The following is a 26,329-nucleotide window of genomic DNA, read 5'->3' as shown; positions in this document are numbered from 1 at the left end:
AAACCAATCTAGCGTGATGCCGTACAGTTTTTCAACACGCGATCCAAGATGGCTAAACCCTCCTCTACTTCAGCGGCCGTTACGATACACGGCGGAACCACATGGATGCGGTTCTCAACGGTAAAGACCAGCAGTCCGTTTTCCATTAATTGCTGCTTGAGTTGCAACACTTCCGCCCCTGGCAGTGGTGTTTTGTAAACCGGGTCGCTGACGAGCTCTAAAGCGTGAAACACTCCAACGCCCCGCCAATCTCCAATGATGGCGTATCGCTCGGCAAGCTGTTGCAACCCTGCGGCTAACGGGCCATTACCCACCGCGTCAGCGTTTTTAACCACGCCCTCTGCTTCCATCGCATCCAGGGTCGCGACTATCGCCGCCATTGCCAGCGGGTGGCCGGAATACGTCAGACCGCCGACAAAGAAGTGGTCATCGAAATAGCGTGAGATGGATTCAGAGATAATCACGCCCCCGGCAGGCACATAGCCCGAGTTCACCCCTTTGGCGAAGACGATTAAGTCCGGCGCCATGTCGTAATGTTCAAAAGCGAACCAGCGCCCTGTGCGACCAAAGCCAGCCATCACTTCATCTAGAATCAGTACAATACCGAACTCATCGGCGAGTTTTCTAACGCCCTGAAGATACGCCTTCGGAGGTAACAGTACGCCAGCCGTACCGGGAATGGTTTCCAGCAGGATGGCCGCGACCGCATTAGCACCTTCGCACTCAATTACCCGGCGCAGGTGTTGCAACGCCCGCTCACACTCCTCCTCTTCATTGCGCGCCCAAAACTCACTGCGATAAAGGTAAGGGTTGAAGAAGTGCACATGGCCGCTGGCATACTCATTGGGCACCCGCCGCCAATCACCGGTGGCAGCAATCGCTGAACCGGTGTTGCCGTGATAGGAGCGGTAGGCGGATAGTATTTTGCTTCGCCCGGTATAAAGACGCGCCATACGAATGGCATTTTCATTGGCATCCGCGCCCGCATTGGTGAAAAACACCTTACTAAACCCAGCGGGCGCTTTGGCGATAATGCGCTTGGCCGCTTCGCCCCTAGCCAAGTTGGCATGGGCGGGGGCAATGGTACACAGGCTCGCGGCCTGGGCTTGAATCGCGCTCACCACTTTGGGGTGCTGATGGCCGATATTGGTATTGACTAACTGGCTACTAAAATCCAGATACGAGCGCCCCACATAGTCCCATACGCGACACCCTTCAGCCCCTGCAATCACCATGGGGTCTAAACTGCCTTGCTGTGCCCAGGAGTGGAACACATACTGGCGATCTAAGGTGTGTACATAAGTATTATCCACACCGCTTTCGGGTGGATGTGAAGCGGCAATATTGGTATTCATAGCAAGCACCTTAAGTAATCCGTTAAGAAATAGCGTGCTTGCCAGCCTAGTGAGTCAACCGTTTAGGCTGTAGGGCCAGTCGTTACATACCAGAGGGACAGACGAGTGATGTCACAGTAACGGGCACGAACTGGCTCTAAAGGCGTGAACCAGCGTTGCTTACAGTGATGTCAGAACTCGCCCCATCGCCTTTTAATCATTTAAATAACGTGGAGAGATTGCAATGCCTAGCGTACTTATTACCGGAGCGACGTCAGGGTTTGGTAAAGCGGCAGCCCAGCGCTTTGCCAAAGCGGGCTGGTCATTGATTTTAACCGGGCGACGCGTAGAGCGCCTCAAAGCACTTGAAGAGGAGCTTTCCAAGCAGGTTCCCGTGCTAACGCTGGCGCTGGATGTCCGCGATAGTGACGCGGTGACTGACGCCATTAGCAACTTACCGGAAACGTTTCTGCCGCTGACGTGTTTAATCAATAATGCGGGGTTAGCCCTGGCACCGGAACCGGCGCAAAAGGTGGCGCTGGAGGATTGGCACACCATGATCGACACCAATATCACGGGGTTGGTCAATGTGACACACGCGGCGCTGCCGCTGCTGCTGAAAACCGGTAAAGGCGCGAGTATTCTCAATCTCGGTTCCGTAGCGGGACAGTGGCCCTATCCAGGCGGGCATGTGTATGGCGCGTCGAAAGCCTTTGTTCAGCAGTTCAGCTACAACCTACGCTGCGATCTGTTAGGTACTGGCGTGCGAGTCACTGACCTGGCGCCCGGCATGGCAGAAACCGAGTTCACGCTGGTCAGAACTAAAGGCGACCAGGCCGCTTCGGATGCACTTTACCGGGGTACGACGCCACTTCAAGCAGAAGATATCGCCGAGCAGCTTTACTACTTGGCCACGCTGCCCGCCCATATCAACATCAATCGCTTGGAAATTATGACCGTTCGTCAGGCATGGTCAGCGTTTGCGGTTGATCGCGACCCGGCTTAAGCCTGCTGCGCCGATTTTAATAGGCCACCCGTTGAAACGCGATACCGCCCTTGCTCTTTGACTAGATAAAGGGCGTTATCCACTCGCTTCATTACGCTTTTGACCGATTGTTGATACATTCTATTTTACTCATCCTTGTAAAATAGTCGTGCGGTCATGAGACTCAACGTCAACAGATCTCGATACCCACAGCCGATAAAGGGCAGGGGTAAAGAAAAACGACACTAGCGTCGCTAAGAGCAGTCCAAAACCAACGGTTTGCGCGAATGGTGGCCATAGCCCGCCGGTAGCCAACATCAACGGAATTAAGCCTGCAAAGGTAGTGACCGTGGTCGAAACGATATGCCGGCTGGTGGGGCCACTGATCACCGCCAGCATGGCATCGATATCGCCTCGGCGGGCGGCTTCATCGTCATCAAAGGCAGCAATAATGATAATAGTGGCATTAATCGCTACTCCCACCAGCCCCATGATGCCGACGATAATCACAAACCCAAACGCATGCCCGCTTAGTAGCAGCGCCACAATACCCATACCCATCGCCTGGGCGCCGGCAATAAATACGATGGTGGCCCGCCGAAAGGAGTTAAATGCCAATACCACGGTGGCCACCATGGCTATGACCAGCAGCACCACCGAGGCAAGCAACTTGCCCACGGCGTCATCTCGCTCGGCGGCTTCACCACCGGTTTCGATTCGGTAACCAGGGGGCAATTGAAACGCCCCCGACGCCAACGCTGCCTGAAGCTTGGCATCCAACTGAGCCATGGAGACCGCCGGAAGAGCGTCGGCCACCAGGTACCCTTGTACCAACTGCATCCGTTCAGCGTTACGGCGGGTAATCACGCTCCAGGCAGGCGTGAGTGACACCTCTGCCACCGCCGCCAGTGGCAGTCCCTCAGCTACTTGATCGCTGACCAGGCGCAGCGCCGCCAGCTGTTCTGCGTTAGTGCGCCACTCATCGGCGTAGCGCACCCGCACAGGCAGTTGCTGCGTATCCTCCAGCAGCATGCCTGCCGATTGCCCCGAGAGCGCGGCCCCCACTTGTTCCGCTAGCCGCTGCGGCGTTAGACCCGCATCACTCAGTGCGGTGTGGTCGATATCCAGGGTTAACCTGGGCAAATCACGCTGCATGCCAGCGCGCACATGGGTCACCTGAGGCAGTTGGTGCATCAGACCCGCTAGCTCAAGTCCCAGCGATGACAGCACCGCTAGATCATCACCATAGACACGTAGCTCAATCGGGGCTTTAAACGGCGGCCCCTGCTCATACTTGCGCACTACGCTTTGGGCCTGAGGGAAACGCCGATCAAGCGCCTGCTGTAAGGCGGGCACTCGTTCATTAGTGATTTGTAAAGACGCTGTGTCCACAATCAGGTGCAAAAATGCCGGGTTGTTATCCTCATTGGTAAGCACGTTGTAGTACATCATTGGCGCGCTTTCACCGACAAACGCCGAGACGCGGGTGATGCCCGGCAACTCACGAATCATGGCATCGACTTCATGGGCCAGTGCTTCGGTGTTGGCCATACTGCTGGCGGGGGGCAGGCGCACCTCAATGTGAAACTGGTCGCGGTCTGCGGGAGGAAAAAACGCCACATCCAGCGTGGGCATCAACGCCATGCCACCCACGGGCACACACAGGGTGATGATCATGGCGGCCCAGGGGTGACGCAGCGCGCTGCGTACCGTACGGCGGAAGCCGCGCTTGAGCATCCCACTGACGCCGTTATTTCGAGGCGTTGGAGGTTTATCAGCGACCCTGGCTAACAGCATGGGTGACAGCGCAGGCACCAGCAGCAGCGAAACCAGATAAGAACTTACCAGTGCGACCATCACCGCCATGGCCAGGGGCCCCACGAACTCCCCCGCTGGGCCCGGCATCAACACAATCGGCATAAACGCCAATATGGTGGTTAAGGTGCTGGCCAGCAGCGGCACCGCTAAGTGGCGCAATGTGTCCCGGGTAGCGGCAAGCGCTGAATCGCCTTTCAAAAAGCGCTCGCGCAGGGCGTTGGTCATCACAATGGCATTGTCGACCATTAGCCCCAGCGCCACGATAATGCCGGTAATGCTCATCTGGTGAATATCGATACCCAGCGGCTTGAAGAACGCCAGGGTGAGCAGAGCCGTGGCGGGGATCGCCAACCCCACCGTCACCGCCGAGCGCCAGCCCATAGTGATGAACAGGATCGCCACCACCAGCGCTAGCCCCATCAGCAGGCTGCCAGCCACGTCACTTAAGCGCTGGTTGGTGTAACTGGCCTGTTCGAAAACCTCTTCAACCGCGATGCCGACAGGCAATTCATCGGCGAACACCGCCAACTGCTCTTGTGCTTTTTCCACCCAGTTATCGATTCGCTGGCCGGGAGCCATACGTGCGCCGACATACACCGCTCGTTCGCCGTTAAGCAGTGCCACTGCGGCGGGCGGGTCTTGCACGCCCCGGCGTAGCTCAGCCAACTCGCCAAGTCTTACGGTGTGCCCCTGCCGAGTCGTCACTTCTATCTCGCGTAGCCTATCGAGCGCATCAAACTCACCGCTTAGCCCCACCGTCAGCCGGTGGCCGTCGGTGACCACTTCACCTGCGGTACGTCGTCCATCGCTTGCCTCAATAGTGGCCGCTAATTGCCCGACGGAGAGCCCCAAGGCGTTCAGTTCAAGCGGGTTAACCCTCACCTCTACCTGCTCCCCCGCCACGCCAAAGCGGTGGGTATACTCCGTGCCAGGGACGTTTCTAAACGCTGCTTCCAAACGCTCGGCGTAGCGCTCCATCAGTTGGGGATTGGGCGGGGTATCCAGTGTCCAGCGCAATGCGGCCACGATGCTAAATGCGTAGCCCCGATCATCCAGCAGTTCCGGCGTTTGCACGCCGTCAGGCAGTGTAGGGGCGACATCGGCCAGCTTGTCGCGCACGCGGCTCCACACCGGCGTTACATTGGTCACGGCATCCTCAAGCTCAAGGCTAATCACCGCAATGCCCTGGCGTGAGGTGGATTCCAGCACGTTAATCTCAGCGATGGTGCGTAGCTCATCCTCAATGGGACGCGCCACTAAAGCTTCGACCTGCTCGGGGGTGGCGCCAGGAAAAGGCGCAAGCACGGTGGCCATGCGCGCCACCAAATGGGGGTCTTCCGCGCGTGGCAGCGTTTGAATGGCCGACAGTCCGGCGACAACGAGAAGGCCCAGGGCTAGCGCTAACAGTCGACGGTTAAATAACCACTCAAGGCGCTTCATAGGCCACTTCCTCGCTTAGCGTGACCTGCTGACCTGGCGTTACACGGTGGGTGCCACCGGTAATCAGCCGCATGCCCGACGCCAGCGTGCCGCGTACAAAGGCCTGGTCTCCTTCGCTATGCAATAGCTCCACGCTGGCCTGGGCCACACGGTAGTGATCGTTCTCTAACGGCTCGGCCACCAATACGTTCCACAGGCCACGGTCGGCGGCTTGCAGGGAATCCAACGGCACCCAGTATCCGTTTGCGGGCTCTGTGATCTTGTAGCGCAGCTCTGCCAGATCGCCGGGCACGGCATGGTCTGGGGTTTCCAGCGACACCACCAGCGTCTGGGTGCGACTGTCGCTATCAACCTGGGGGAGCCGAGCACGTACCTTACCGCTGACTTCCTCACCATTCACCATCAGCTCAACGGCTTCACCTGGCGTAAACGTCGCGGCCAGCGCTGCGGGTAGGCCAAGATGCGCTTCTAACTGCTCGACATCGATAAGATCGAAAGCGGTAGTGCCGCTACTCACCAAGCTGCCGACACTGACATGGCGCTCGATCACTCGTCCGCCGAAGGGCGCTTTTAACGTGCTGTCATCCAAATCGGCGGTAAGGCTATCGCGCTCGGCTGCCAGCGCCGCCAGGCGAGCCTGGAGGGTCAGTCGATCTGTCCGGGCCTGATCCAGCGCCGTGCGGCTGGCAAAGTTATTCTGGTTTAGCTGCGCTTCACGCTCCTCCTGGCGCTGAGCCAGGGCGAGGCTGGCACGGGCTTCTTCACTGCGTGCAGCTACCTCTGCTAAGCGGCTTTCCAATCGACGGGTATCCAGCGTGGCAAGCACATCCCCCTGTTCAACAGCATAGCCTCTGTCTGCTGACACAGCACTGACCCGCCCCGCGGGTTCGAACGCCAGCGATACCGACTGGCGCGCCACCACACGTCCGGTTAAGCGCACATCGCGTTGCAGTTGCTCGGCTTGCTCCAGGGCCTTGGTCGACACCTGTAACAGGGCGTTATCAGCGCCTTGCTGGCGGGTCTGCTGAGCACTGCTGTGCTGACTGGAGAGAGAAAACACCGTCGCCAGTGTGCCACCTACCATCAACAGCGCCGCCAGCGTGCCGCGAAACCGGTGGTTCCAGGAAGTTTTTAGAGGAGTGCCCATGTTGGCCTCGAAATGGTTTATTCTTGAACGATACCGTTCACTATAATATTTGTACGCTCACGTTCAATATTTATTTACTCAATAGCCCGGATTGCACCGAATGACAGAGCCCCAACATACATCGCCTGAACCAAAGCGCCGCGCTGGACGACCCAAGGATATGGCTAAACGGGATGCCATGATGGATGCGGCGACGTGTCTGTTTTTTCGCCACGGTTTAGAGGGGGTAACGATGGAAGCCGTTGCCCGGGAAGCGGGGGTTTCCAAAGTCACAGTCTACGGCCACTTTGTGACCAAAGAGGCACTGTTTGGCAGTGTGATACGTCGCGAAACCGAAATCATCCGCAGGGGATTAGATAAACTGCCCGACACCCACGAGGGGGTTCGCCAATCATTGATCGAAGTCGGCATGAGCTTAGTGCACTTTTTGTTGGAACCCCATGTCTTGGCGGTTGAGCGGGTGATGAACACTCAGGGAGAGCAGCACCCTGAGCTGCTACAGGCTTTTTTTGAGGCAGGCCCTTGGGCCACTAAGCAGTGGCTGCAGGAGAAATTGGAGGGACTAGCCCAAACCGGGCATTTAACGCTTGGCACACCCACGCTTGCCGCCAGCCACCTGTGCAGTATGTGGCAAGGCATGTTGGTCACAGAAGTCCGCATGGGCGTTCGCCACCTCCCCAGCGATGAAGAGCTGCATCATCAGGTCAGTAGCGCCGTGGATGTGTTTTTGGCGGCGTATGGGAAGCCCTGTAGAGATAATAACGGTTGAGTCACCCTCTACCTTAACGCTGCTCAAGCACACCGATTAGTGCGGGTATTGGCAGGCTTTGATCCTCTACCGATTTATACAGGTTGCGGACGGCTTCAGCGATACCTCCCTCCACGGCGAGGTCTTCGGTCATCGTATGGTAGTAACCGAGGTCTTTGCTGGCATTGGCAACGCTAAACTTAAAGCCTGAAGGGTCATTGTCAGCGATATAGGGGCGCAGCCGCTCGAGTACTACCCCTCCGCCGCCGCCTGCGCCAAGCACTTCAAGCAAGGCGGTATCGCTGATGCCTGCTTTACGTGAAGCGACAGTGGCCTCCGCCAATACCGCAGAAAACCCAAGCGAAACAAAATTATGCAGCAGTTTAAGGGTATGCCCCGCGCCCACATCGCCCGCATGGGCAATATTTTCGGCAAAGCCCTGCAGCAGAGGCAGCGTTTCATCGAACAGTGCCTTCGGCGCACCGACAATCAAGTTGAGCCGCCCTTCAGCCGCTTCTTTGGGGGTGCGCGTCATGGCGGCATCCATAAAGCGCCCGCCAGCCTCTGTGACTCTGGCAGCGACCTTTTCTGTTGAACTGGGCAGCGCAGTGGAGCAATCCACCACGACACAACCGGGCTTTAACCCCGCTAATACGCCGTCGGGTTCAAACAACACGGCTTCTACTTGAGGCGAGCCGGTGACGCATAAAATCACCACCTCAGCACTCTGGGCCACCTCTCGTCCTGTATTCAACGCGATGGCACCGGCTGCCAATAGATCATCTACTGGCTGGTTACCGGAGTGGTTCAGAAAACTGACCTGATGGCCTGCGCGTAGCAGGCTACTCGCAATCCCATGGCCCATCAGGCCCACGCCGACGATGCCTACTCCTACTTGGCTGACTGATGTCATTGTTATCACCTTAAAGCTGGTTCGTCCGTTAATGTTTAATCGCGATAGTTTTAATCTGAGTGTAGCTTCGCAGGCCCTCAAAGCCTTTTTCCCGACCGTGCCCGGAACGGCCAACACCACCAAATGGTAGCTCTACACCACCGGCGGCCCCGTAGTTGTTGATGAATACCTGGCCGCTACGAATCCCTTTGGCCAAACGGAGCTGACGGCCACCATCGCGCGTCCAAATACCGGCACAGAGTCCAAAATCGGTGGCATTAGCCAGCGCCAGAGCTTCCGCTTCGTCCTCAAACACCTGCACCACCAGCACTGGGCCAAACAGCTCTTCTTGAAGCACTTCATGCCCTTCGGGAATATCGGTGAGTAGTTGAGGCACTACGAAGTGGCCGCCGCTTGGCGCGCTTGCCGCTAACTGACCTTTTGCTGCCACGCGAATACCGTCGGCTTCGGCGGCCGCCAAGCGCGCTTCCAGCTTGGCTTTTTGACGCGCATTGATCAGTGGGCCGCAGTCAGCGTCCGCTTCGCCGGCATCACAGCGCAAAGCAGAGAAGCGCTCACAGAGATTAGCAACCACGCTCTCAGCGATCTCCCGCTGCACCAGCAAACGGCTGCCTGCGGAGCAGGTCTGCCCGGCATTCTGAATAATGCCGCGCACCACCGCAGGAAGCGCGGCATCAAGATCCGCATCAGCAAACACTAATTGGGGAGACTTACCGCCAAGTTCCAGGGTGACGGGTACATGGTGCTGCGCGGCCGCCTGGGCGACATGGGTGCCGGTCTCTGGCGAGCCGGTAAAGGAGAGATGATCAATGTTTGGGTGGGCAGCAAGGGCAGCGCCCGCTTCAGCACCAAGCCCTGGCACCACGTTGAGTGCACCCGCCGGAAGGCCATGATCCACTGCCAGTTGCGCTAAACGCAGTACGCTTAAACAGGCATCCTCCGCGGGCTTGAGCACAACGGTATTACCCGCGGCCAGCGCCGCCGCTACGCAGCGCCCGAAGATCTGCGATGGGTAGTTCCAGGGAATAATTTGCGCACACACGCCGTAGGGCTCACGCAGGGTCATGACCGCGAAGTCGGTCTCAAAGGGGATGGTTTCACCGTGAAGCTTGTCCGCCGCACCGCCATAGAAGCGAAAGTAGCGTGCGCAGGCACCAATATCGCCCCTGGCTTGAGTCATAGGCTTCCCGGTATCAGCACACTCAAGCTGTGCCAGTTGCTCGTGATGCGCCTCGATAATATTTGCAAAGCGTAGCAACCATTCGCTGCGCTGCCGGGCAGACCAACTCGCCCACTCGCCCAATTGGCCGGAAAACGCCTGGTGTGCCGACTTAACGGCTGCCTTTACGTCACCCTCCTGGCTACGTGCTATACGTGCCAAAGGCTCACACGAAGCTGGTGCTTCTACTTGTAAGGTAGTGGCCGTATCAACCCACTCACCACCAATCAGCGCCTGCTGAGGCGGTAACACTAATGCATCTTGCATATCGCACTCCTTTAATTGTCATTGTTCGGGTAATGCTAAAAAGCGACAGGATTCAGTAAAAAATTAACCGTAAAAAGCAGTCACCAGCCCCATGGAAATCCACGGCATATAGGTAATCGCCATTAGGCAGGCCAATACCACCAGCACAAAGCGCACCAGCCATGGCAGCATTTGATCGATCGAAATTTTGGCAACCGCACAGGCAGCAAAGAGGTTTACGCCGAGCGGCGGCGTAATCATGCCAAGCGCCAGATTAACCACCATCACCAGCCCAAAATGGACGGGGTGGATGCCAAACTGCATTGCAATCGGGGTCAATATCGGTGCCAACACCAGAATAGCGGCGGAAGTTTCGATAAACATGCCGACAACCAACAGCAATGCATTGACCACCAGCAAAAACATCAGAGGATCATTGATGGTGCTGGTGACCAGAGTGGCAATTTGCGCGGGCAGCCCCGTTCGGCTTAGCAGAAAGCTGAAGAGCGAGGCGGCGGCAATAATCAGCATGACAGCAGCTGTTGAGACAACGCTCTGGCGCATAATCGGCCACAGGTCATCGACCTTCAGTTCACGGTAGTAGAAACCGCCCACGATCAGGGCAAAAAATACCGCCACGGCGGAGGCTTCAGTCGGGGTAAATATCCCGCCATAGATACCGCCAATCACGACCACCGGCATCAGCATAGCCACCCAGGCACGCTTTACCGAGATCATAAAGCCGGTGCTGTCTTTATAGTCGTCCTTGCCGTAACCGCGCACCTTGCAGAACAGGTAGAGAAAGAGTATCAGCGCGCTGCCAATCAATATGCCGGGGCCAATGCCGGCGAGGAACAGCTGCCCAATGGACGTATCGGTGCTCACGCCATAAAGAATGAGAGGAATCGACGGGGGTATAAGCACGCCCAGCTCAGCGGATGACGCCTGAATGGAGGCAGCCAAGGGCTTAGGGTAGCCATGTTTTACCATCGCCGGAATCAGGATGGCGCCAATCGCGAAGGTGGTGGCCACACTGGAGCCTGACACCGCCGCAAACATCATGCAGGTCAGTACGCAGGACATGGCCAAGCCACCCTGCACCTTCCCCACGATAGATTTGGCTAAGTCCACCAAGCGCTGGGAGATGCCCCCTGCGGCCATCAAATTCCCGGCAAGAATAAAAAATGGGATCGCCATGAGCGGGAATTTATCAATACCGATAAACATCTGCTGCGGCACCAGCAACAGTGGCAAGCGAGTAAAGAATTCGATGCCGATAATTGACGCCAGGATAATCGAAATCGCGATCGGCACGCCGAAGGTGAATAGAATGATCAGCGACAGGCCAATAACCATATTCATGACTGCGCCCCTCCTTTAGGGAGATGGCCATCTTCAACCAACGCCTTCTCAGGAGTAATTTCGCTATTCTCCGGCCCTACCTTTTCACGTCCACTGAGCTGCGCTAAAAGCCGAGCCGCAACAGCCACAATGGCAAAACTTGAACCCGTGGGAATCGCCGCATAGGCCCACGACATCGAAATATTCATTCCCGACATGGTTTGATTGCTCACCCGCATCGTCATTTGGATGCCGTAATGGATCAGCACCCCAAGCACCAGCAGGCAGCACACCACAATGAGCACCTCTAAAAGAGTGAGAAAACGCGCAGGTACCACTTTATAAACGACCTCCACCGCCATCATGTAACCGCCCCGAAAGGTGGCGGCAGCGGCCATAAATACGCACCAGATCATGGCAGCGCGGGAGGCGACTTCCGTCCAGGTAGAAGGGGCGTTAAACACAAAGCGGGTGAGCACCTGATAAAAGCTGAGGGTTACCGATATCGCCAGCATGACCACTGCAATCAGCATTGCAAGCCGGGTTAACTGATGCTCAAAACGAAGAAATACCGCTAGCATAAGAGATCACCATGCCAAAGCGGCCTCCGGCTACGCCGAAGGCCGGGGAGGAAGAAGCGCTCAGCAACTGCTGGCTTTGTCCTGAATGCGCTCCAGCATTTCGGTGCCGTACTCAGAAGTAAATATCTCATAGGCGGGCTGAACCGCTTCCTGGAAAGGAGCAACATCAATGTCGGTCTTTACCGTCATACCATTCTCTTCCAGCAGCGCCACGCCTTCACGCTCTAGCCGCGAGACCTCTTCACGGGTCGCTTCAGCAGATGCGACAGCGGCTTCCCTAAACCAGCCACGCTCTTCGTCACTTAAGCCATCTAGCAGAATCGGCGACCCCAGGACGATGGCCGGCGAATAGACGTGCCCGGTTAATGAGAGGTAATCCTGCACTTCCCAGAAGTTGGTGGCGACGATGACCGTAATCGGGTTCTCCTGACCATCGACGGTACCCTGTTGAAGTGCCGTGAACAGTTCCGGGAAGGCCATCGGTGTTGGCCGAGCACCCATCTGGCGGAAAGCCTCCTGATGCACCTCGTTCTCCATGGTGCGAACGCGCAGGCCTTCAGCATCTGCTGGTGTGGCGATTTCTCGCTGGCTATTGGTCAGATGGCGGAAGCCATTCTCTGTCCAAGCCAGGCCGATCAAATCGTGATCGCCCATTTTTTCCAGTAGTTCGTCGCCAAGCTCACTATCCAGTACGCAGCGCGCTTGGTCGTAGTTCTCAAACAGGAACGGCAGGTCGAGCACATAGGTTTCAGGAACGAAGTTACCTAGCGGGCCGGTGGAGGTAATCACCACATCGACGGTGCCGATTTGCAGCCCTTCGATCATCTCCCGCTCGCCGCCCAGCGACCCCGAGGTGTGCTCGGTCACCGTAAATTCGCCATCCGACAAACGCTCCAGCGCCTCTTTAAAGGCGTCGGCGCCCACTGAGTAGTGGGAGCTGTCTGAAAGGGTGTGCCCCAGGTTCACTTCCGTCGCCGCGTTGGCTTGTAGTGCAATACCGACGGTAGCAATACCACTAATCGCCGCCACCAGGGCATGGCGTGTAATTGTGGGTGTCGTTGTAGAGTGTTGCTTAGTCATTGAAGTGCCCTCTTTATGTTGTTGTGAGGGTGGAGTTTGGAGCGACACACGCTATTGCTAGCGTCGCCCCAGGTTTTGTCTGCCGCATGCGGCAGACCGGAACTCACGACGGTTCAGTAACGAATGCATCAATAATCTGTTTAAAGTTGTCATCGCCCACAAAACCAAGCTGCTTGGCTTTCGCGGTTTCAAAACGCGCCGGCCAGCTCGCCACAATGGCTTCAATGCGCGGGTCAGGCTCATGGCGTACCAGCGCAAGCGCTTGCTCGCCGGCCACATCGCGCAGTGCTGCCAGCATATCGGCCACCGTGACGGTAATGCCGGGTAGCATAAAGGCACGAAAAGGGGCCAGGGCTTCGCTTGGTACTTCCGCACCATGGATCAGCGCCGCCACCACTCTGCCCGGTGACATCACAAACATCGGCAGCTCGGTAGGCACCGGGCAAACCGCCTCTTCGCCCTTGAGCGGCTCACGTAGGATGCTGGAAGCAAAGCTGGAGGCCGCAGCATTAGGGCGGCCGGGTCGAATCACGATCGTCGGCAGGCGCAGCACTAGCCCATCAATGAGCCCTCGGCGGCTGTAATCGTTGATGAGCAGCTCGCACATGGCTTTTTGTGCACCGTAGGAGTTTTGCGGATGGAGTGCCGTCATATCATCCAGTACCTCCGGCAACTCACCGCCGTAGGCCGCCACGGAGCTGGCCATAATCAAGCGAGTATCGGATAGCTCCTGCTCCCGGCAGCCTTCCAGCAGCGCCCGTGTGGCATCGAAGTTAACCCGCATACCGAGTTCCAAATCGGCTTCTGCGGCGGAGCTTACGACCGCCGCCAGGTGGTAGATCACATCAGGTCGCTGCTCTAACACGCTATCCAGTGCGCCGGGTTGGGTAATATCCAGCGCCACTGATGTCACAGCAACACTTCCCGCTGCAGGCTGCGGCGCTTCGATCTGGTCAATCAGTGTCAAGCGCGTAATAGGCTGCTGGCGAAGCTCACCACGTTCAAGCAATTGCTTGACTAAACGCTGGCCGAGAAACCCAGCAGCACCGGTAATGGCAATATGCATCGTGAGGATCCTGTTGTAGTGTTGTTATTGTTCATTCAGTTGGGGCCGATCAGTGGGAGTCGAGCAGATAGTGCCGATCAGTGTGTGGTTAGGCCCCACACCTCGCCCCACCCCAGCCCCGCGCGAGTGTCGGCCTGGGGGCGATACTCGCAGCCGATCCAGCCGCTATAGCCCAGCGCGCTTAAGCGCTCGAAGATGGCCGGGTAATGCACCTCCCCCACATCCGGTTCGTGGCGCCCGGGTGCGCCTGCGACTTGAATATGCCCTATGGCGCTGAACTGGCGTTCAAGGTGACGAATCAAGTCGCCGTCCATAATTTGGCAGTGGTAGAGATCAAACTGTAGCTTTAGATTTCCTGCCCCTACCTCTTCCAATACCGCCATGGCCTGGGCCTGGCGAGAGAGAAAAAAGCCGGGCATATCGCGCGTATTAATCGGCTCGATCAGTATGTCCCGACCAACCTTGGCCGCTTCACTCGCAGCAAAGCGCAGATTGCGGATATAGGTGGCGTGGTGTTCAGCCTGGGTCGCGGCATCGGCATCTTCCGGGAGCAGCCCCGCCATGGCATGCACCCGAGGGCAGTTGAGCGCCTCGGCGTAACGTAGCCCTTCAACCACCGAGTCACGAAACTCCCCTTCTCGACCCGGCAAGCTCGCCAAGCCCCGCTCACCTGCATCCCAATCACCTGGCGGCAGATTAAACAGCACTTGCTCCAGTTGGTGCTTGTTCAGCGCATCTCTTAACTCATCGGCGGCATAGGCGTACGGGAACAGGTACTCAACGCCTTTAAAGCCCGCCTTCGCAGCAGCGGCAAAGCGATCCATAAAGGCGTGCTCGTTAAACAGCATGCTGAGGTTGGCGGCTAATCGAATCATCGTGGTGCTCTTGTTGTTCAGTACGTCATTGTTAAGTGCGTCGTTAATCCCGTGGAAAGCGCGCTTCCAGCTCAGCCACCTGCTCAGGTGTTAATCCTCTTGGGTTCTCGCCCCGCAGCAACAGGTAAAGCTTGGCGGTTTCTTCCAGTTCTTCGGTGGCGTAGACCGCTGCCTCGAGGTTTTTACCCGCCACCACCGGGCCGTGGTTGGCCAGCAATACCGCGCTGTGTTTGCCCGCTAATCCCCGCACTGCATCGCCCAGCTTGGGGTCGCCAGGAATGTGATACGGCACCAGCGGCAGTTTCCCCACCCGCATCACGTAGTAGGCGGTCAGCGGTGGTATGCAGTCGCAGGGATTCACATCGGGCAAGCAGGAGACCGCCACCGAGTGGGTAGAGTGTAGGTGCACAATCGCGCCGGATTGCGGGCGCTCCTCATACATCGCCATATGCAAAAACTGCTCTTTGGTAGGCTTATCGCCACTCAGCAGTTGGCCGTTGTTATCTAGATGAGAGATACGCGCAGGATCCAGCCGCCCCAAGCAGGCGTTAGTGGGTGTCATCAGCCAGCCGCCATCGTCTAGCCGCACGCTGATATTGCCGCTGGAGCCCATGGTCAGGCCGCGGTCAAACAGCGATTTGCCCAGGGTGCTGATCTGCTCCCGCAAACTGTTCTGGGGATGGCGATGCAAGTGGATGCTCATACCAGCACCTCAAACGCCCGGGTAAAGAAGTCGACGCCACCAAAGTTGCCGGACTTCAGCGCCAGCGACAGCGGCGCTTCGCGACCCACCATTGGGGTTTGCGTCCAGGGCACGCCAGGGTCGATCTGCTCACCGATGCGCAGAGTGGTAATGCCCAACGCCGAGACTACTGCACCTGACGTTTCGCCCCCGGCGACCAGCAACCGGCCAACGCCTTCATCTACAAGCTTGACAGCCAACTGGCTCAGCGCCTCTTCCACTAACGCACCCGCATGCGCAACGCCAAGGGCTTGCTGGGCGGCGTTAACCTTTTCAGTATCAGCCGAGGCATAGAGCAGTACCGGCGCCTCTTGAGATAAGCGCTTGCGGGCAAAGGCCAGCGCCTGCTCCTGCTGTTGTCCTTCTTCGGCCAACGCCAAGGGATCCAGGGCAAAGCCACCAGCAGGGTGCTTGGCCAGAAAATCCGCCACCTGGGACAGCGTGACCCGGGAGCAACTACCGGAGAGCACCAGCGCACCGCCCGAGGCAGGCGATAAACGCCCCGGCTCACTGATCGTGCCCAGCCAGCCCTGGGCACGATACTGGGCGGGCAACGCCTGCCCTAGCCCTGAACCGCCGGTAACCAAGGGCATCGCAACCGTAGCTTCAGCAAGTACATCCAGATCCTGCTCATCCAGGGAATCACAGATCACATGGCGAACCCCCTGATCTGCCAGCATCGTTAAGTGAGCACAGGTCGCCTCTGCGCCTTGAACCAGAACCGCGCGGTTGGCTAAGCCCACCGGGTGCAGCGTTTGGCGGGAGAGTACTCGCATCAGATCCGCGTCCTGCATGGGGTTCAGTGGGTGGTGCTGCATACCGCTGTCGTTGAGCAAGCGGTCGCCTACAAACAGATGGCCCTGGTAGACCGTACGGCCGTTAATCGGGAAGGCGGGCACCATCACCGTCTGGTACGCGTCCAGGGCTTCCAGCAGCGCATCCGCCACCGGGCCGATATTGCCCTGTTCAGTGGAATCAAAGGTGGAGCAGTACTTGAAGAACAGTTGCCGGGCGCCCTGCTGGCGAAGCCACTCAAGGGCAGCCAGTGAGTCCGCCACGGCTTCGTCTACCGGGCAGGAACGCGATTTCAGCGCCACGACTACCGCATCGATATCAGTGAGGTCGACCTCTTGCTGAGGCACGCCAATCACCTGCAGGCAGCGCATACCGCCGCGCACCAGGTTATTGGCAAGGTCGGTCGCGCCAGTGAAGTCATCGGCAATGGCGCCCAGTACAATGTTCGCTCCCCTCCCCATTTTATTCGGCTCCCTGAGCGTCGTTGGCAGCTTCTGGCAACACGATGCCCGATAACCGCTGGTAGACTTTAATCACTGCCGAGTCATCTTCGCGACCAAAACCTGCACCGCTGGCAGCGGTAAACTGCTGCAGAGCGCTTGAAGCAACGGGCGTTGCCAGCGCCAGCTCGCGGCCGGTTTGATGCACGATGTTGAGATCTTTGACGAAGATATCCACCGCCGAAAGCGGCGTGTAGTCACCACTCAGGATATGCGGCACGCGGTTTTCGAACATCCAGGAGTTGCCCGCCGAGTGGGTAATGACGTCATAAATAACCTCTGGGTCGAGCCCCATACGAATGCCCAACGCCATGGCTTCAGCGGCGGTGGCGATATGCACACCTGCCAGCAGTTGATTGACCAGTTTCATACTTGAGCCAACGCCAGGCGCATCGCCAAGGCGATAAACCTTGGCAGCCATAGCGTTTAGCACTGCTTCGGCGTAGGTAAATGCCTCCGTTGCCCCAGATGCCATTACCGATAGTTCACCACTTTTGGCTTTAGCAGCACCGCCGCTAATCGGCGCATCCAGCAGCAGCAAACCCTCTGCCGCCACACGCTCACCAAGCTGTTTGGCCTGGCTGGGCGCCACCGTGGCGCACTGTATGATCAGACTGCCCCGGGCCAAGTGGCTTACCACACTCTGTTCACCGAACAGCACTTGCTCAACCTGCGCCCCGTTAACGACAACCACCAACACGATATGGCAGTGAGCAAGCTCGGCAGGAGTGGCTACGCTTTGCCCCCCTGCTGCCACGAAGGCATCGCGTGCCCCAGCGGAAATATCACACCCGGTCACATTAAATCCCTGCTTGAGCAAAGCGGTGGCCGTACCCATGCCCATGGCGCCCAGGCCAATAAGACCTACTTGAAGTGATTGCTTATCGTGTTGGCTCACCTAACGGCACCTCTTGGTTGTTGAGACTGTTGTTGAGACGGCTGTTGAGACTGTTACTGAGAACGTTGTTGTGTTTGTTGCTATCGTCGCGGTGCAATTAGAAGCTAAATGGTAGCGCTGTCATGATAGCGCTACCATTCGTTTTAGATTATTGTTGGCGTTACGACAAGCTGAAAATCAGGGACGTGCGACCAATGTCTAAAGACTCGCCCAACGCTGCCTCTCCCAGCCCTGCCAGGCAGCGCCGAAGCTCCGACCAAGTCACGCTCAGCCAAGTGGCGCAAGCGGCAGGGGTATCACCGATTACCGCATCTCGAGCACTGAACAACCCTGATAAGGTCAGCGATAGTGCACGCCTGAGTGTTCTACAAGCCGTAGAGAAACTGGGCTACGTACCCAACTTGGTAGCCGGTAGTCTGGCCTCATCCCGATCACGGCTGATTGCCGTGATCGTGCCGTCACTGATCAATAGCGTGTTTGTGGAAGTCATCAAGGGGCTGCAGGAGACGCTGGAAGCCGAGGGCTACCAGATACTGCTAGGTAACACCGACTACGATCTAGACCGCGAGTATCAGTTGGTACGTACTTTTCTGGGCTGGTCATGCTCTGCACTGGTCACCGCTGGGCTGCGCCATAACAAGGCGTGCCATACGCTGCTGGCGAACTGGGATCACCCCATTATGGAGGTGATGGAGCTGGGCAAAGGCATGGATCTTAACGTTGGGCTGGATCACGTGGCGGCAGGCCGCTGCATGGCCGGTCATCTTCTCGACAAAGGCTACCGCAATATTGTTTATGTGGGCGCACGGCTCTCACAGGATTATCGCGCCAGCATGCGTTTTGATGGACATAAAGCGGTGCTAAAGGAGAAAGGGATCGACGCCCCACTACTGGAACTAGACACCCTGGGCAGCCTGCAAGCGGGCGCTGAAGGGCTGGCCCAAGTGCTCGCGCAATACCCTCATACCCAAGCCATTCACTTTGCCAATGACGACCTGGCGGCAGGCGCCCTGCTGGCTGCTCAACGTCAAGGGCTAAAGGTGCCAGGGGATATCGCCATTGCCGGGTTTAACGGCCTGCCCCTTGGTCAGCACGTAACTCCTCAGCTCACTACCATTCTTTCACCCAGAGAAGAGATGGGCCGCTTAGCCGCCAAAGAACTCATTCGGCGGCTAAGCGGTAAAAACGTCTACCGCCGCCAGCACGATGTGGGCTTTACGCTCCAAACCGGCGGGAGTACTTAGGCCGCCTCAGCGCTCATATCGCTGGCGGTTGACCAAGAACCTCCAAGCCTGATCCCAGCTCGTTTTCAATTGCCTGACCGATTGCCAGCAGGTTGGCGTCTTGCCACGGCCCGGCCAGCACTTGCAGGCCAACGGGCATACCTGCGGCGTCTTTCCCAACCGGCAGCGTTAAGGCACACAGGCCTAGGAAATTAGCGATCACCGTGTTGCGCAGGGCATGCATGTTGGCTTTGGGATAGGCACCTTCGGGCTGAAGACTCTCGATAGTGGGCGGGGTAATCGCCACCGTGGGAGTAAGGACTGCATCTACATCGGCCATGCGAGCGGCAGCAGAGGCGGCAAGCGAGTCCAGCACCGTGCGACGACGCACATACTCCCAGGCAGGCATGTCATCTGCCGCTTTAACGCGGGCGGCGACGTTAGGATCCAGGGAGTCAATCATCTCGGGTAGCTCGGTGTTTAGAAACGCTGCCAATTCCGGCGCAGCCACACCGCCCAGCTTGAAGAGTTCGTACGCTTCGTCGATGCCGGGCAACTCGAGGGTCACTATTCGCGCCCCGGCGGCTTCCAGCTGCTTAATGGCACCGCGTACGGTTTCCGCGATACCTGGACTGCAGTCGTCCCAGAAAAACGTTTCTGGTACTCCAAAGGTCAACCCGGCAAGCGTCGGTGTTGCTGGCATTCGATCATCCTGACCGCTAAGGCCGCCATCCAACGCATCGAACGCAAAGGCAAGGTCATCTACCCGACGCGCCAGTAACCCTGGGGTATCCAGCGTGCTTGAAAGCGGTACGATCTGCTCGGTCGACCAGCGCCCGGCGGTGGTTTTCAGGCCGACTACGCCGGTCATTGAGGCGGGAATACGCACTGAACCGGCGGTATCGGTGCCTAATGCCAAACTTGCCGTACCGCCCACCAGTGAAACACCCGCCCCGGAGCTTGAGCCGCCAGGCGTGCGGTGCTGATGTGCATCCCAGGGGTTGCGTGGTGCTCCCCAATGGGCATTGGTGCCCAAGCCGCCAAAGGCAAACTCAACGGAGTGGGTTTTACCCATCACAGAAGGCAGCTGTTTCAATAGTGTGCTCACCACCGGGCCGGGGCGCTCCCAGCGCTTCGGCAGGCGTTGGGAAGAGCCCGCATAAGTCGGCAGCCCCGTCACGGCGTAGATATCCTTGATCGATACCGCCATGCCCATTAGCGCCCCCGCATCACCACCCTGGGCGAGCACCGCATCGGCAGCTTTTGCCATTGCCAGTGCCTGCTCGCCGTTCCAGGTGAGGTAGGCGTGGTCGTGTTTGCCGCGCTGCTGATAAGCAGCGATTGCCGCTTCGGCCAGCGCGGTAGCGGTCAGCGTGCCCGCCCGCAGCCGCTCGCGCTGCTCACGCAACGGTAGAAAAATGGGTGAATCCTGCATGCTTTACGTACCTCTGTGGGGTGCTCTATGTACCGCAAAATTGCTTCAGCTACAAAAGCTACCTTACTTGTTAACGTTTCCACCTTTAATAGATTAACGAGGGCAGCCAGGTACTCAGCCACGGTATATAGGTGATGATGATCAGCGCTAACAGCATCAAGCCAATCAGCGGCAAACAGGCCTTGAACACTTCCTGCAGCGACATCTTGGAGATCGCCATGGCGACAAACAGGTTCAACCCTACCGGCGGCGTAATCATCCCCACCGAGAAGTTGATCAGCGTGATCACCCCAAAATGCACCGGGTCCACGCCTACCTGGGCCGCAATCGGTTGCAGCAGTGGCGAGAGCACAATGATGGCCGAGGCGCTATCGAGGAAGAAGCCAGCAACGATCATCACGACATTAAACAGCGCCATGACCTGAAACGGATCGTCTGTCCACGACAGCACCTCACCTGCCAGTTGGCTAGGCGTACCGGTAATAGCGAGCAGCCAAGAGAAAGCAGAGGCACCTGCGGTAATCAGCAGCAGCGTCGCGGAAATCAATCCAGAGCTTCTTAGTGTTCCCACCAGTTCCGTTACGTTAATGGTGCGATAAACCACCATGCCGACAAACAGGCCATATACGCAGGCGACCGCCGCCGATTCGGTCGGGGTAAAGACGCCACTGTAGATGCCCCCCAGCAGAATCACCGGCAGGCCAAGGCCCCAGGCAGCATCTTTAAAGGCTACCAAGATTTGCCTCAGCGAGGGGAAAGGGGCGCGCTCATAGCCTTTGATGCTGCTAAAGACGATGCAGTAGGCGATGAGAATCGAAGCAATCACAATGGCAGGCAGCAGGCCCGCTGCAAACAGCCGCCCCACTGAAGTACCGGTCACTGAGCCATAGATAATCAGCGCAATACTCGGCGGCACGATCGGCCCCAAGGTACCGGCGGTGGCGATCAACCCAATCGCAAAGCGCTTATCGTAGCCAGCAGCGACAAGTGCCGGGAACATGATCGAGCCAATCGCCACCACCGTGGCGGGGCTTGAACCGGAAATGGCCCCGAAGAAGAGACATGACAGCACCGTGGCCGCTGCCAAGCCCCCTGGCACCCACCCTACCAACGCCTTGGCAAGATTGATCAACCGGTCGGAAAGCCCGCCAATCCGCATCAGCTCCGCCGCCAGGATAAAGAACGGAATCGCCATCAGCGAGAAGTTGTTCATGCCGGTAAACATGCGCATCGGCACGATTACCGGATTGGTAGCGCCAAAGAATTCAATGGCAAGAAACACCGCCAATGCCAAGGAAGCAAAGATTGGCAGCCCAAGCAGTAGAACGGCAAAAAAGATCGGTAATAATGCAGTAATCATGGTCGCCCTCCAGGGTTAAATGAGCTTATCCGACTCAGCCACAAGCTCTTCGGAGAGACTCACCGGAGGCTTTTTCCAGACTTCATTGATTACCCATAGATAACGCAGAATCAGCAGCACACCGGAAACGCCAATCGGCAGATAGAACCATGCCATCGGCAGGCGAAGTGCAGCGGTTAACTGTCCGCGATCCAGCGTGCTGAAATAGAGAACAAAACCGTAATAGGTCATAAAGCCAGCGAACACGATACCGATCAGTGCTGCGATCATGTGCAGCCAGCGATTCACAGCGGGCGAGGCAATGGCATTCAGCACATCCACCGAAATATGCGTGCCATGGCGCACACCCATACTGGCGCCTACAAAACTCATACAGATAATGGAGTAAATAACGACTTCTTCAGCCCAAAATAGCGAACCGCTAAAGCCGTAGCGATACACGACTTGGATGGTAGTGAGGATGGTCGCAATCGACATGAAAACGACCATCGCCACACTTTCCAAGCGATCAAGACATTTGTTGAGCGCTTCGAACATGAGATATCCACACCCTGAAAGGGGTAAGAAGAGAGGAGCCAGGCCTTAGTAGACCCGTTGGATCAATACTCGATACCCACAGCGTCATATACTTTATGCAGCAACTCCGTGGTGACGATATCTTCATACTCTTCGTGCACCGGCATGCTGGCTTCAATAAAGGCGTCGCGCTGCTCTGGGGTGAGCTCATTGATCGCAATTTCGTCTTTGATCTCTTCCATGATGGTCTCTTCGTCCTGCAGCGTTAGCGCACGGGACGTGTCTCGGCCGTTATCGAAGGCTTCCAGCATGACCGCTTGCAGATCTTCCGGCAGCGAGTCCCAGGAGTCCTGGTTCATTACCGCCGCATAGGCGTGGTAAGCGTGATTGGTCAGCGAGAGATAATCCTGCACCTCATGGAAACGCATGGTATAGATGTTGGCCAGTGGGTTTTCCTGCCCCGACACCACGCCTTGCTGCAGGCCGTTGTAAACCTCGGTGAAGGCCATTGCGGTGGCATTAGCGCCCAGGTTTTCATAGGTGGAGATGATGATCGGCGCCTGCATGGTGCGCATGCGGATACTGTCCATATCCTCGGGGGTTTCGATCGGGCGATCATTGTTGGTGATATGGCGGAAACCCGCTCCCCAGAAGTTGACGCCGTACATGTTATGGCCATTCAGGGTATCGAGGATTTCGCGACCCACTTCACCATCCAGGGTTTCCACCATGGTGTCGTAATCGGCAATCAAGAACGGCAGATCCAAAATCTGCATGCGCGGTTCAAAGTTACCCAGGGTGGCCGTTGGCGGGATACCGATATCGACCAGACCCATCTGAATCTGCTCAATGATTTCAACGTCGCCACCTACCTGAGCGGCCGGCAGCACGTTAATCTCGATACGACCATCGGACTTCTCCTCTACCTCCTCTTTAAAGCGCAGCGCCGCCTGGCCGTTCGGCGTTTCTTCAATCAACACGTGTGCGAAGCTGAAGGTATAGTCGGCCGCATGAAGCTGAGCCGCGCTTAGAGAAGCAACAGCAATAGCAGCGGAGAGAGTGGCTTTTGTCAGCGTTAGTTTCATGTCCAGCACCTTATTTAGTTATGGGGAATTGCTTTTTAGTTTCCTGTTATTGCAGTTGAGCAAGGTTAAAAGGCCGCTCACGCCATTAAGCGTTCCATCGCATCCCCCAGCGCTTCGCGCGGGGTACTACTCAGCAGCAAGGCAAGTGCAAGCCTTGCCTTGCGTGCACTGATATCGTTGAGCGCGATCACCCCAGCCGAGACCAAATCAGCCAGGCTGCCGCTAAACTCATAACTGGTGTTCACCGGCCCTTGAGCGCAACTACTCACGACCGCTACAAGGACACCTGCGCTAACCAATGCTCGTATTTCGTTCATCCAGCCAGGTGGCACGTGGCCCCGGCCTAAGCCATCGATCACCACCCCCTTCGCGCCACTCTCTAAGCAGGCTTTCAGCAGTGCTGGCGAGGCATCCAGATAGGCGGGCAGTAGATCGACACGCGGCAGCGGAACATCCCAGCCTTCAATGGGGGGCTCAATCGCAGTCCCTGTGTGATAAAGCTTGAGCCGTTGACCGTCGATATACCCCAGCGAACCAGCGCCGGGGGCATCAAATCCATGCAACTGGAAACTGCTCACCTTGCGGGCATAGCGCGCAGCAAACAGCGACTCGTTGAATACCACGACACAGCCAAGCTGACTCAGTTGGGGGCTAACCGCCGCCACGATGGCATCGCAGATGTTTTTAAAGGCGTCGGTACCTAACTGGTGAGGCGCCCGCTGGGAACCGGTGATCACACACGGTTTATCCGCTGGCAGCGTGAGCGATAGAAAGTAAGCGGTCTCTTCCAAGGTATCGGTACCGTGGGTGATCACCAGACCGTCCACATCGGCTCGCGACAATGCTCTCCGCCCTTGGCAATGGAGTTCAGCAAGATCGGCGAGAGTGACGGCATTACTGGGTTTCTGCAGGATCGACATCACTTCTAACGTGACGTCGACACCCTGCGGCAGCGCTACCTGATCCAGCAGCTGCTCGCCGCTTAGCTCCCCTGACTGGCTTCGGCCTGAATCACTGGGCTTGCTGGCAATAGTGCCGCCCGTGGTCAATACCACGATGTGCTTTTTGGTCATTCAGGTTCCCATCTTTTATGCTTTGCGTCACAGACAACAGACATCAGATGTCTGATTTCAGACTAGACTAAAGAACAAACCATTAGCAAGGCAGTCACATAAAACAATGGAAAATAAGAATATGCCTTTTAAATATATGCAATCGGCTGTCTTAAGCCGCTAGGCTTAGGGCATTGATAAAATGCAGGAAACACCGATGAGCCACGCGAGGCCCTCATGAGTTTTAAACGCCAGCCCGAGATTAGCTCGACCCGTACAGCCTCTTTTGGAGATTCAATGGATCGCAGTTCAGTTGCGCTGCAACTGCTAGAGCGTATTAAAAGCGCTCTTATACGAGGCGACCTCAAGCCAGGGGATTACCTGCCCTCGGAAACGGAACTCACTCACACCCTGGGCATTGGTAAATCCAGCGTGCGTGAAGCCATCAAGATGCTGCAAGCGATAGGGATCGTTGAGGTCAAACGGGGTCAAGGCACCATGATCCGCCGCGAACCAGGCACGCCGCTCGTCGACCCGATGGCGTTCGGGATGATCCTGGCGCGAGGCATGACGCGGGATGTACTGGAGTTTCGCCGTATGTTCGAACCGGCTTACACGCTTCAAGCAATGAGCGGGGCAACGGCAGAGGATCATCAACGTATTCAGCAGAGTATCGACGCCATGGAAGAAGCCATCCGCGCGGGTGCTCAAACCTCCAAGCACGATATTGCCTTCCATCGCGCCATTCTGCACAGCACTCATAACCCCATGACCATCCGCGTCGGCGAAACCTTGCTGCAACTGATCGAAGCCGCACTGGAAACCTCTATGCGCTCACTACCGGAAACCGCCTTGAAGGACCATAAAGCTATCTATGCGGCCTTCAAAGCAGGCGATACCGCCGGTATTCATGCAGCGATAGCCGTTAGCAGCGAAAGCTGGGAAACCAACCTAACTTATGACAGTGACAGCGAATTAAATGCAGCACCCCGTTAAGGCTCTTCTTGTAACCAGGCGTCAAAAAAGGTCATAAATGCGCGCGCTTTGGCGGTTATGTGCCGCCCCGGCGGATAGACTGCATAGGCGCCGCCTTCCGGCAGTGTCCACTCTTCAAGTACTCGCACTAAACGCCCAGCCGCGATCTCTGGCGCCGCGGTCATATCCGGCAATACGGAGAGACCGCCGCCAGCGACCATCAGTGCGACTAAGCTCACCGTTGAGTTGGCTGCCAACCCTGCGCTCATTTGCACCTCATACCGCTCATCGCGTCGCTGGAAAGCCCAGGTTAACGGCGCTTTTAACGGCGTAAAAGCGATCCATGCATGGTCTTCCAGCGCCTTGGGGTGTGAAGGCGTGCCGTAGCGTTTCAGATAATCAGGAGCAGCCACCACATGCTGTTGAAAAGTGCCTATTCGACGGGCGCGTAGCGTGGAGTCTTTTAGCCAGCCTAGACGAAACGCTAAATCGATGCCGTCCTGCACCATATCGCTTACTTGGTCGCCGCTACGTAGTTCTATATGCAGCGCAGGGTGCAAGCGGCTAAACGCCACTACCGCGTCGCTCAACACCCCGGCGGCGTAATCTTCGGGCGCCGTGATACGCAACTCGCCGTGCAGCTGTTGGGTATCGCTCACAGCACTGGCAAGCGCCCCCTGTAGATCTATTAACAGCGGGTGGCACTGATGGTAGAGCGCCTCTCCGGCCTGGGTGAGCTGAACCCGCCGCGTGGTGCGGAGGAACAGCGTGACACCCAGGCGCGTTTCCAGCTGCCGAATTTGCAGGCTGACACGGGTTTTCGTGCAGCCTAGCCGCTCCGCTGCTTTGGTAAAGCTGCCGGCTTCCACCAGAGCGACAAAGATCGGCAAACCGTTTAAATCGAACTCGTTGGCGGTGGTCATTCATCGCCCTACTGTTATGAAATCGATAACAG

At 57.2% G+C, this 26,329-nt stretch carries 23 protein-coding genes; 4 read left to right on the top strand and 19 right to left on the bottom strand.

Features of this window, described 5'->3' with window-relative positions; all coding sequences use genetic code 11:
• Positions 1–8: 8 nt before the first annotated feature.
• Positions 9–1,355, bottom strand: a complete 1,347-nt coding sequence (locus K7H09_RS01920) for an aspartate aminotransferase family protein (protein WP_230803356.1) — start codon at positions 1,353–1,355, stop codon at positions 9–11.
• Positions 1,356–1,578: 223 nt separating this feature from the next.
• On the opposite strand from K7H09_RS01920, the gene K7H09_RS01915 reads away from it, so the two are divergent.
• Positions 1,579–2,340, top strand: coding sequence for an SDR family NAD(P)-dependent oxidoreductase (locus K7H09_RS01915; RefSeq protein ID WP_022521639.1), 762 nt, complete (start codon positions 1,579–1,581; stop codon positions 2,338–2,340).
• 129 nt (positions 2,341–2,469) lie between these two features.
• Here K7H09_RS01915 and K7H09_RS01910 read toward each other — a convergent pair whose 3' ends face one another.
• Both K7H09_RS01910 and K7H09_RS01905 read right to left on the bottom strand, forming a co-directional pair.
• Positions 2,470–5,577, bottom strand: a complete 3,108-nt coding sequence (locus tag K7H09_RS01910) for an efflux RND transporter permease subunit (RefSeq protein WP_230803355.1) — start codon at positions 5,575–5,577, stop codon at positions 2,470–2,472.
• Positions 5,564–6,724, bottom strand: a complete 1,161-nt coding sequence (locus K7H09_RS01905) for an efflux RND transporter periplasmic adaptor subunit (protein ID WP_027957110.1) — start codon at positions 6,722–6,724, stop codon at positions 5,564–5,566. The genes K7H09_RS01910 and K7H09_RS01905 overlap by 14 nt, the downstream gene beginning before the upstream one ends.
• A gap of 100 nt (positions 6,725–6,824) precedes the next feature.
• Between K7H09_RS01905 and K7H09_RS01900 the strand changes: the two genes are divergently transcribed.
• The gene (locus K7H09_RS01900) at positions 6,825–7,493 is read left to right on the top strand and encodes a TetR/AcrR family transcriptional regulator (RefSeq protein ID WP_027957111.1); all 669 of its coding nucleotides are present in this window, start codon (positions 6,825–6,827) and stop codon (positions 7,491–7,493) included.
• Between the two features lie 13 nt (positions 7,494–7,506).
• Here the strand turns inward: K7H09_RS01900 and K7H09_RS01895 are convergent, their stop codons facing one another.
• The 10 genes from K7H09_RS01895 to ltnD form a co-directional block, all read right to left on the bottom strand.
• Complete coding sequence (locus tag K7H09_RS01895) at positions 7,507–8,385, bottom strand: NAD(P)-dependent oxidoreductase (RefSeq protein ID WP_230803354.1); 879 nt, start codon at positions 8,383–8,385, stop codon at positions 7,507–7,509.
• A 28-nt stretch (positions 8,386–8,413) separates the two neighbouring features.
• On the bottom strand, positions 8,414–9,871 hold the full coding sequence (locus tag K7H09_RS01890) for an aldehyde dehydrogenase family protein (RefSeq protein ID WP_051051765.1): 1,458 nt from the start codon (positions 9,869–9,871) through the stop codon (positions 8,414–8,416).
• Positions 9,872–9,934: 63 nt separating this feature from the next.
• Positions 9,935–11,212: a TRAP transporter large permease gene (locus K7H09_RS01885; RefSeq protein WP_009285963.1), complete on the bottom strand. Its 1,278-nt coding sequence runs from the start codon at positions 11,210–11,212 to the stop codon at positions 9,935–9,937.
• A complete protein-coding gene (locus K7H09_RS01880) occupies positions 11,209–11,772 on the bottom strand; it encodes a TRAP transporter small permease (RefSeq protein WP_009285964.1) in 564 nt (187 codons plus the stop codon). The genes K7H09_RS01885 and K7H09_RS01880 overlap by 4 nt, the downstream gene beginning before the upstream one ends.
• A gap of 60 nt (positions 11,773–11,832) precedes the next feature.
• The gene (locus K7H09_RS01875) at positions 11,833–12,852 is read right to left on the bottom strand and encodes a TRAP transporter substrate-binding protein (RefSeq protein ID WP_230803353.1); all 1,020 of its coding nucleotides are present in this window, start codon (positions 12,850–12,852) and stop codon (positions 11,833–11,835) included.
• A 103-nt stretch (positions 12,853–12,955) separates the two neighbouring features.
• Complete coding sequence (denD, locus tag K7H09_RS01870; protein ID WP_230803352.1) at positions 12,956–13,918, bottom strand: D-erythronate dehydrogenase; 963 nt, start codon at positions 13,916–13,918, stop codon at positions 12,956–12,958.
• 77 nt (positions 13,919–13,995) lie between these two features.
• On the bottom strand, positions 13,996–14,793 hold the full coding sequence (gene otnI / locus K7H09_RS01865) for a 2-oxo-tetronate isomerase (protein WP_230803350.1): 798 nt from the start codon (positions 14,791–14,793) through the stop codon (positions 13,996–13,998).
• A 43-nt stretch (positions 14,794–14,836) separates the two neighbouring features.
• Entirely contained in the window at positions 14,837–15,496 is a 660-nt protein-coding gene (gene otnC / locus K7H09_RS01860) for a 3-oxo-tetronate 4-phosphate decarboxylase (protein ID WP_180089693.1), read from the bottom strand.
• Positions 15,493–16,791, bottom strand: a complete 1,299-nt coding sequence (otnK, locus tag K7H09_RS01855) for a 3-oxo-tetronate kinase (RefSeq protein WP_230803348.1) — start codon at positions 16,789–16,791, stop codon at positions 15,493–15,495. The genes otnC and otnK overlap by 4 nt, the downstream gene beginning before the upstream one ends.
• 1 nt (position 16,792) lies before the next feature.
• Entirely contained in the window at positions 16,793–17,728 is a 936-nt protein-coding gene (gene ltnD, locus K7H09_RS01850; protein WP_330165613.1) for an L-threonate dehydrogenase, read from the bottom strand.
• A 194-nt stretch (positions 17,729–17,922) separates the two neighbouring features.
• On the opposite strand from ltnD, the gene K7H09_RS01845 reads away from it, so the two are divergent.
• Positions 17,923–18,972 (top strand): LacI family DNA-binding transcriptional regulator, encoded by a 1,050-nt coding sequence (locus K7H09_RS01845; RefSeq protein ID WP_230803339.1) that lies wholly within the window; start codon positions 17,923–17,925, stop codon positions 18,970–18,972.
• A 13-nt stretch (positions 18,973–18,985) separates the two neighbouring features.
• On the opposite strand, the gene K7H09_RS01840 is transcribed toward K7H09_RS01845, so the two are convergent.
• The 5 genes from K7H09_RS01840 to K7H09_RS01820 all read right to left on the bottom strand — a co-directional run bounded on the left by K7H09_RS01840 (position 18,986) and on the right by K7H09_RS01820 (position 24,420).
• Complete coding sequence (locus K7H09_RS01840; protein ID WP_230803337.1) at positions 18,986–20,386, bottom strand: amidase; 1,401 nt, start codon at positions 20,384–20,386, stop codon at positions 18,986–18,988.
• Positions 20,387–20,471: 85 nt separating this feature from the next.
• A complete protein-coding gene (locus tag K7H09_RS01835; RefSeq protein WP_009285971.1) occupies positions 20,472–21,746 on the bottom strand; it encodes a TRAP transporter large permease in 1,275 nt (424 codons plus the stop codon).
• A 15-nt stretch (positions 21,747–21,761) separates the two neighbouring features.
• A complete protein-coding gene (locus K7H09_RS01830; RefSeq protein WP_039857381.1) occupies positions 21,762–22,283 on the bottom strand; it encodes a TRAP transporter small permease in 522 nt (173 codons plus the stop codon).
• A gap of 62 nt (positions 22,284–22,345) precedes the next feature.
• On the bottom strand, positions 22,346–23,347 hold the full coding sequence (locus K7H09_RS01825) for a TRAP transporter substrate-binding protein (RefSeq protein WP_022521621.1): 1,002 nt from the start codon (positions 23,345–23,347) through the stop codon (positions 22,346–22,348).
• Positions 23,348–23,424: 77 nt separating this feature from the next.
• The gene (locus K7H09_RS01820) at positions 23,425–24,420 is read right to left on the bottom strand and encodes an asparaginase (RefSeq protein WP_027957126.1); all 996 of its coding nucleotides are present in this window, start codon (positions 24,418–24,420) and stop codon (positions 23,425–23,427) included.
• Positions 24,421–24,696: 276 nt separating this feature from the next.
• Here K7H09_RS01820 and K7H09_RS01815 point away from each other — a divergent pair, with 276 nt between their 5' ends.
• Positions 24,697–25,395, top strand: a complete 699-nt coding sequence (locus K7H09_RS01815) for a FadR/GntR family transcriptional regulator (RefSeq protein WP_223828087.1) — start codon at positions 24,697–24,699, stop codon at positions 25,393–25,395.
• On the opposite strand, the gene K7H09_RS01810 is transcribed toward K7H09_RS01815, so the two are convergent.
• Positions 25,392–26,297: a LysR family transcriptional regulator gene (locus K7H09_RS01810; RefSeq protein ID WP_190374489.1), complete on the bottom strand. Its 906-nt coding sequence runs from the start codon at positions 26,295–26,297 to the stop codon at positions 25,392–25,394. The two genes, K7H09_RS01815 and K7H09_RS01810, sit on opposite strands and share 4 nt — an antisense overlap.
• Positions 26,298–26,329: the final 32 nt, after the last annotated feature.

It is taken from the genome of Halomonas sp. IOP_14 (assembly GCF_021021315.1).
In the GTDB taxonomy this organism is placed as follows: domain Bacteria; phylum Pseudomonadota; class Gammaproteobacteria; order Pseudomonadales; family Halomonadaceae; genus Vreelandella; species Vreelandella titanicae.
Note: the sequence above shows the minus strand (reverse complement) of the source record. Positions and strands in the feature narration are given on the sequence as shown.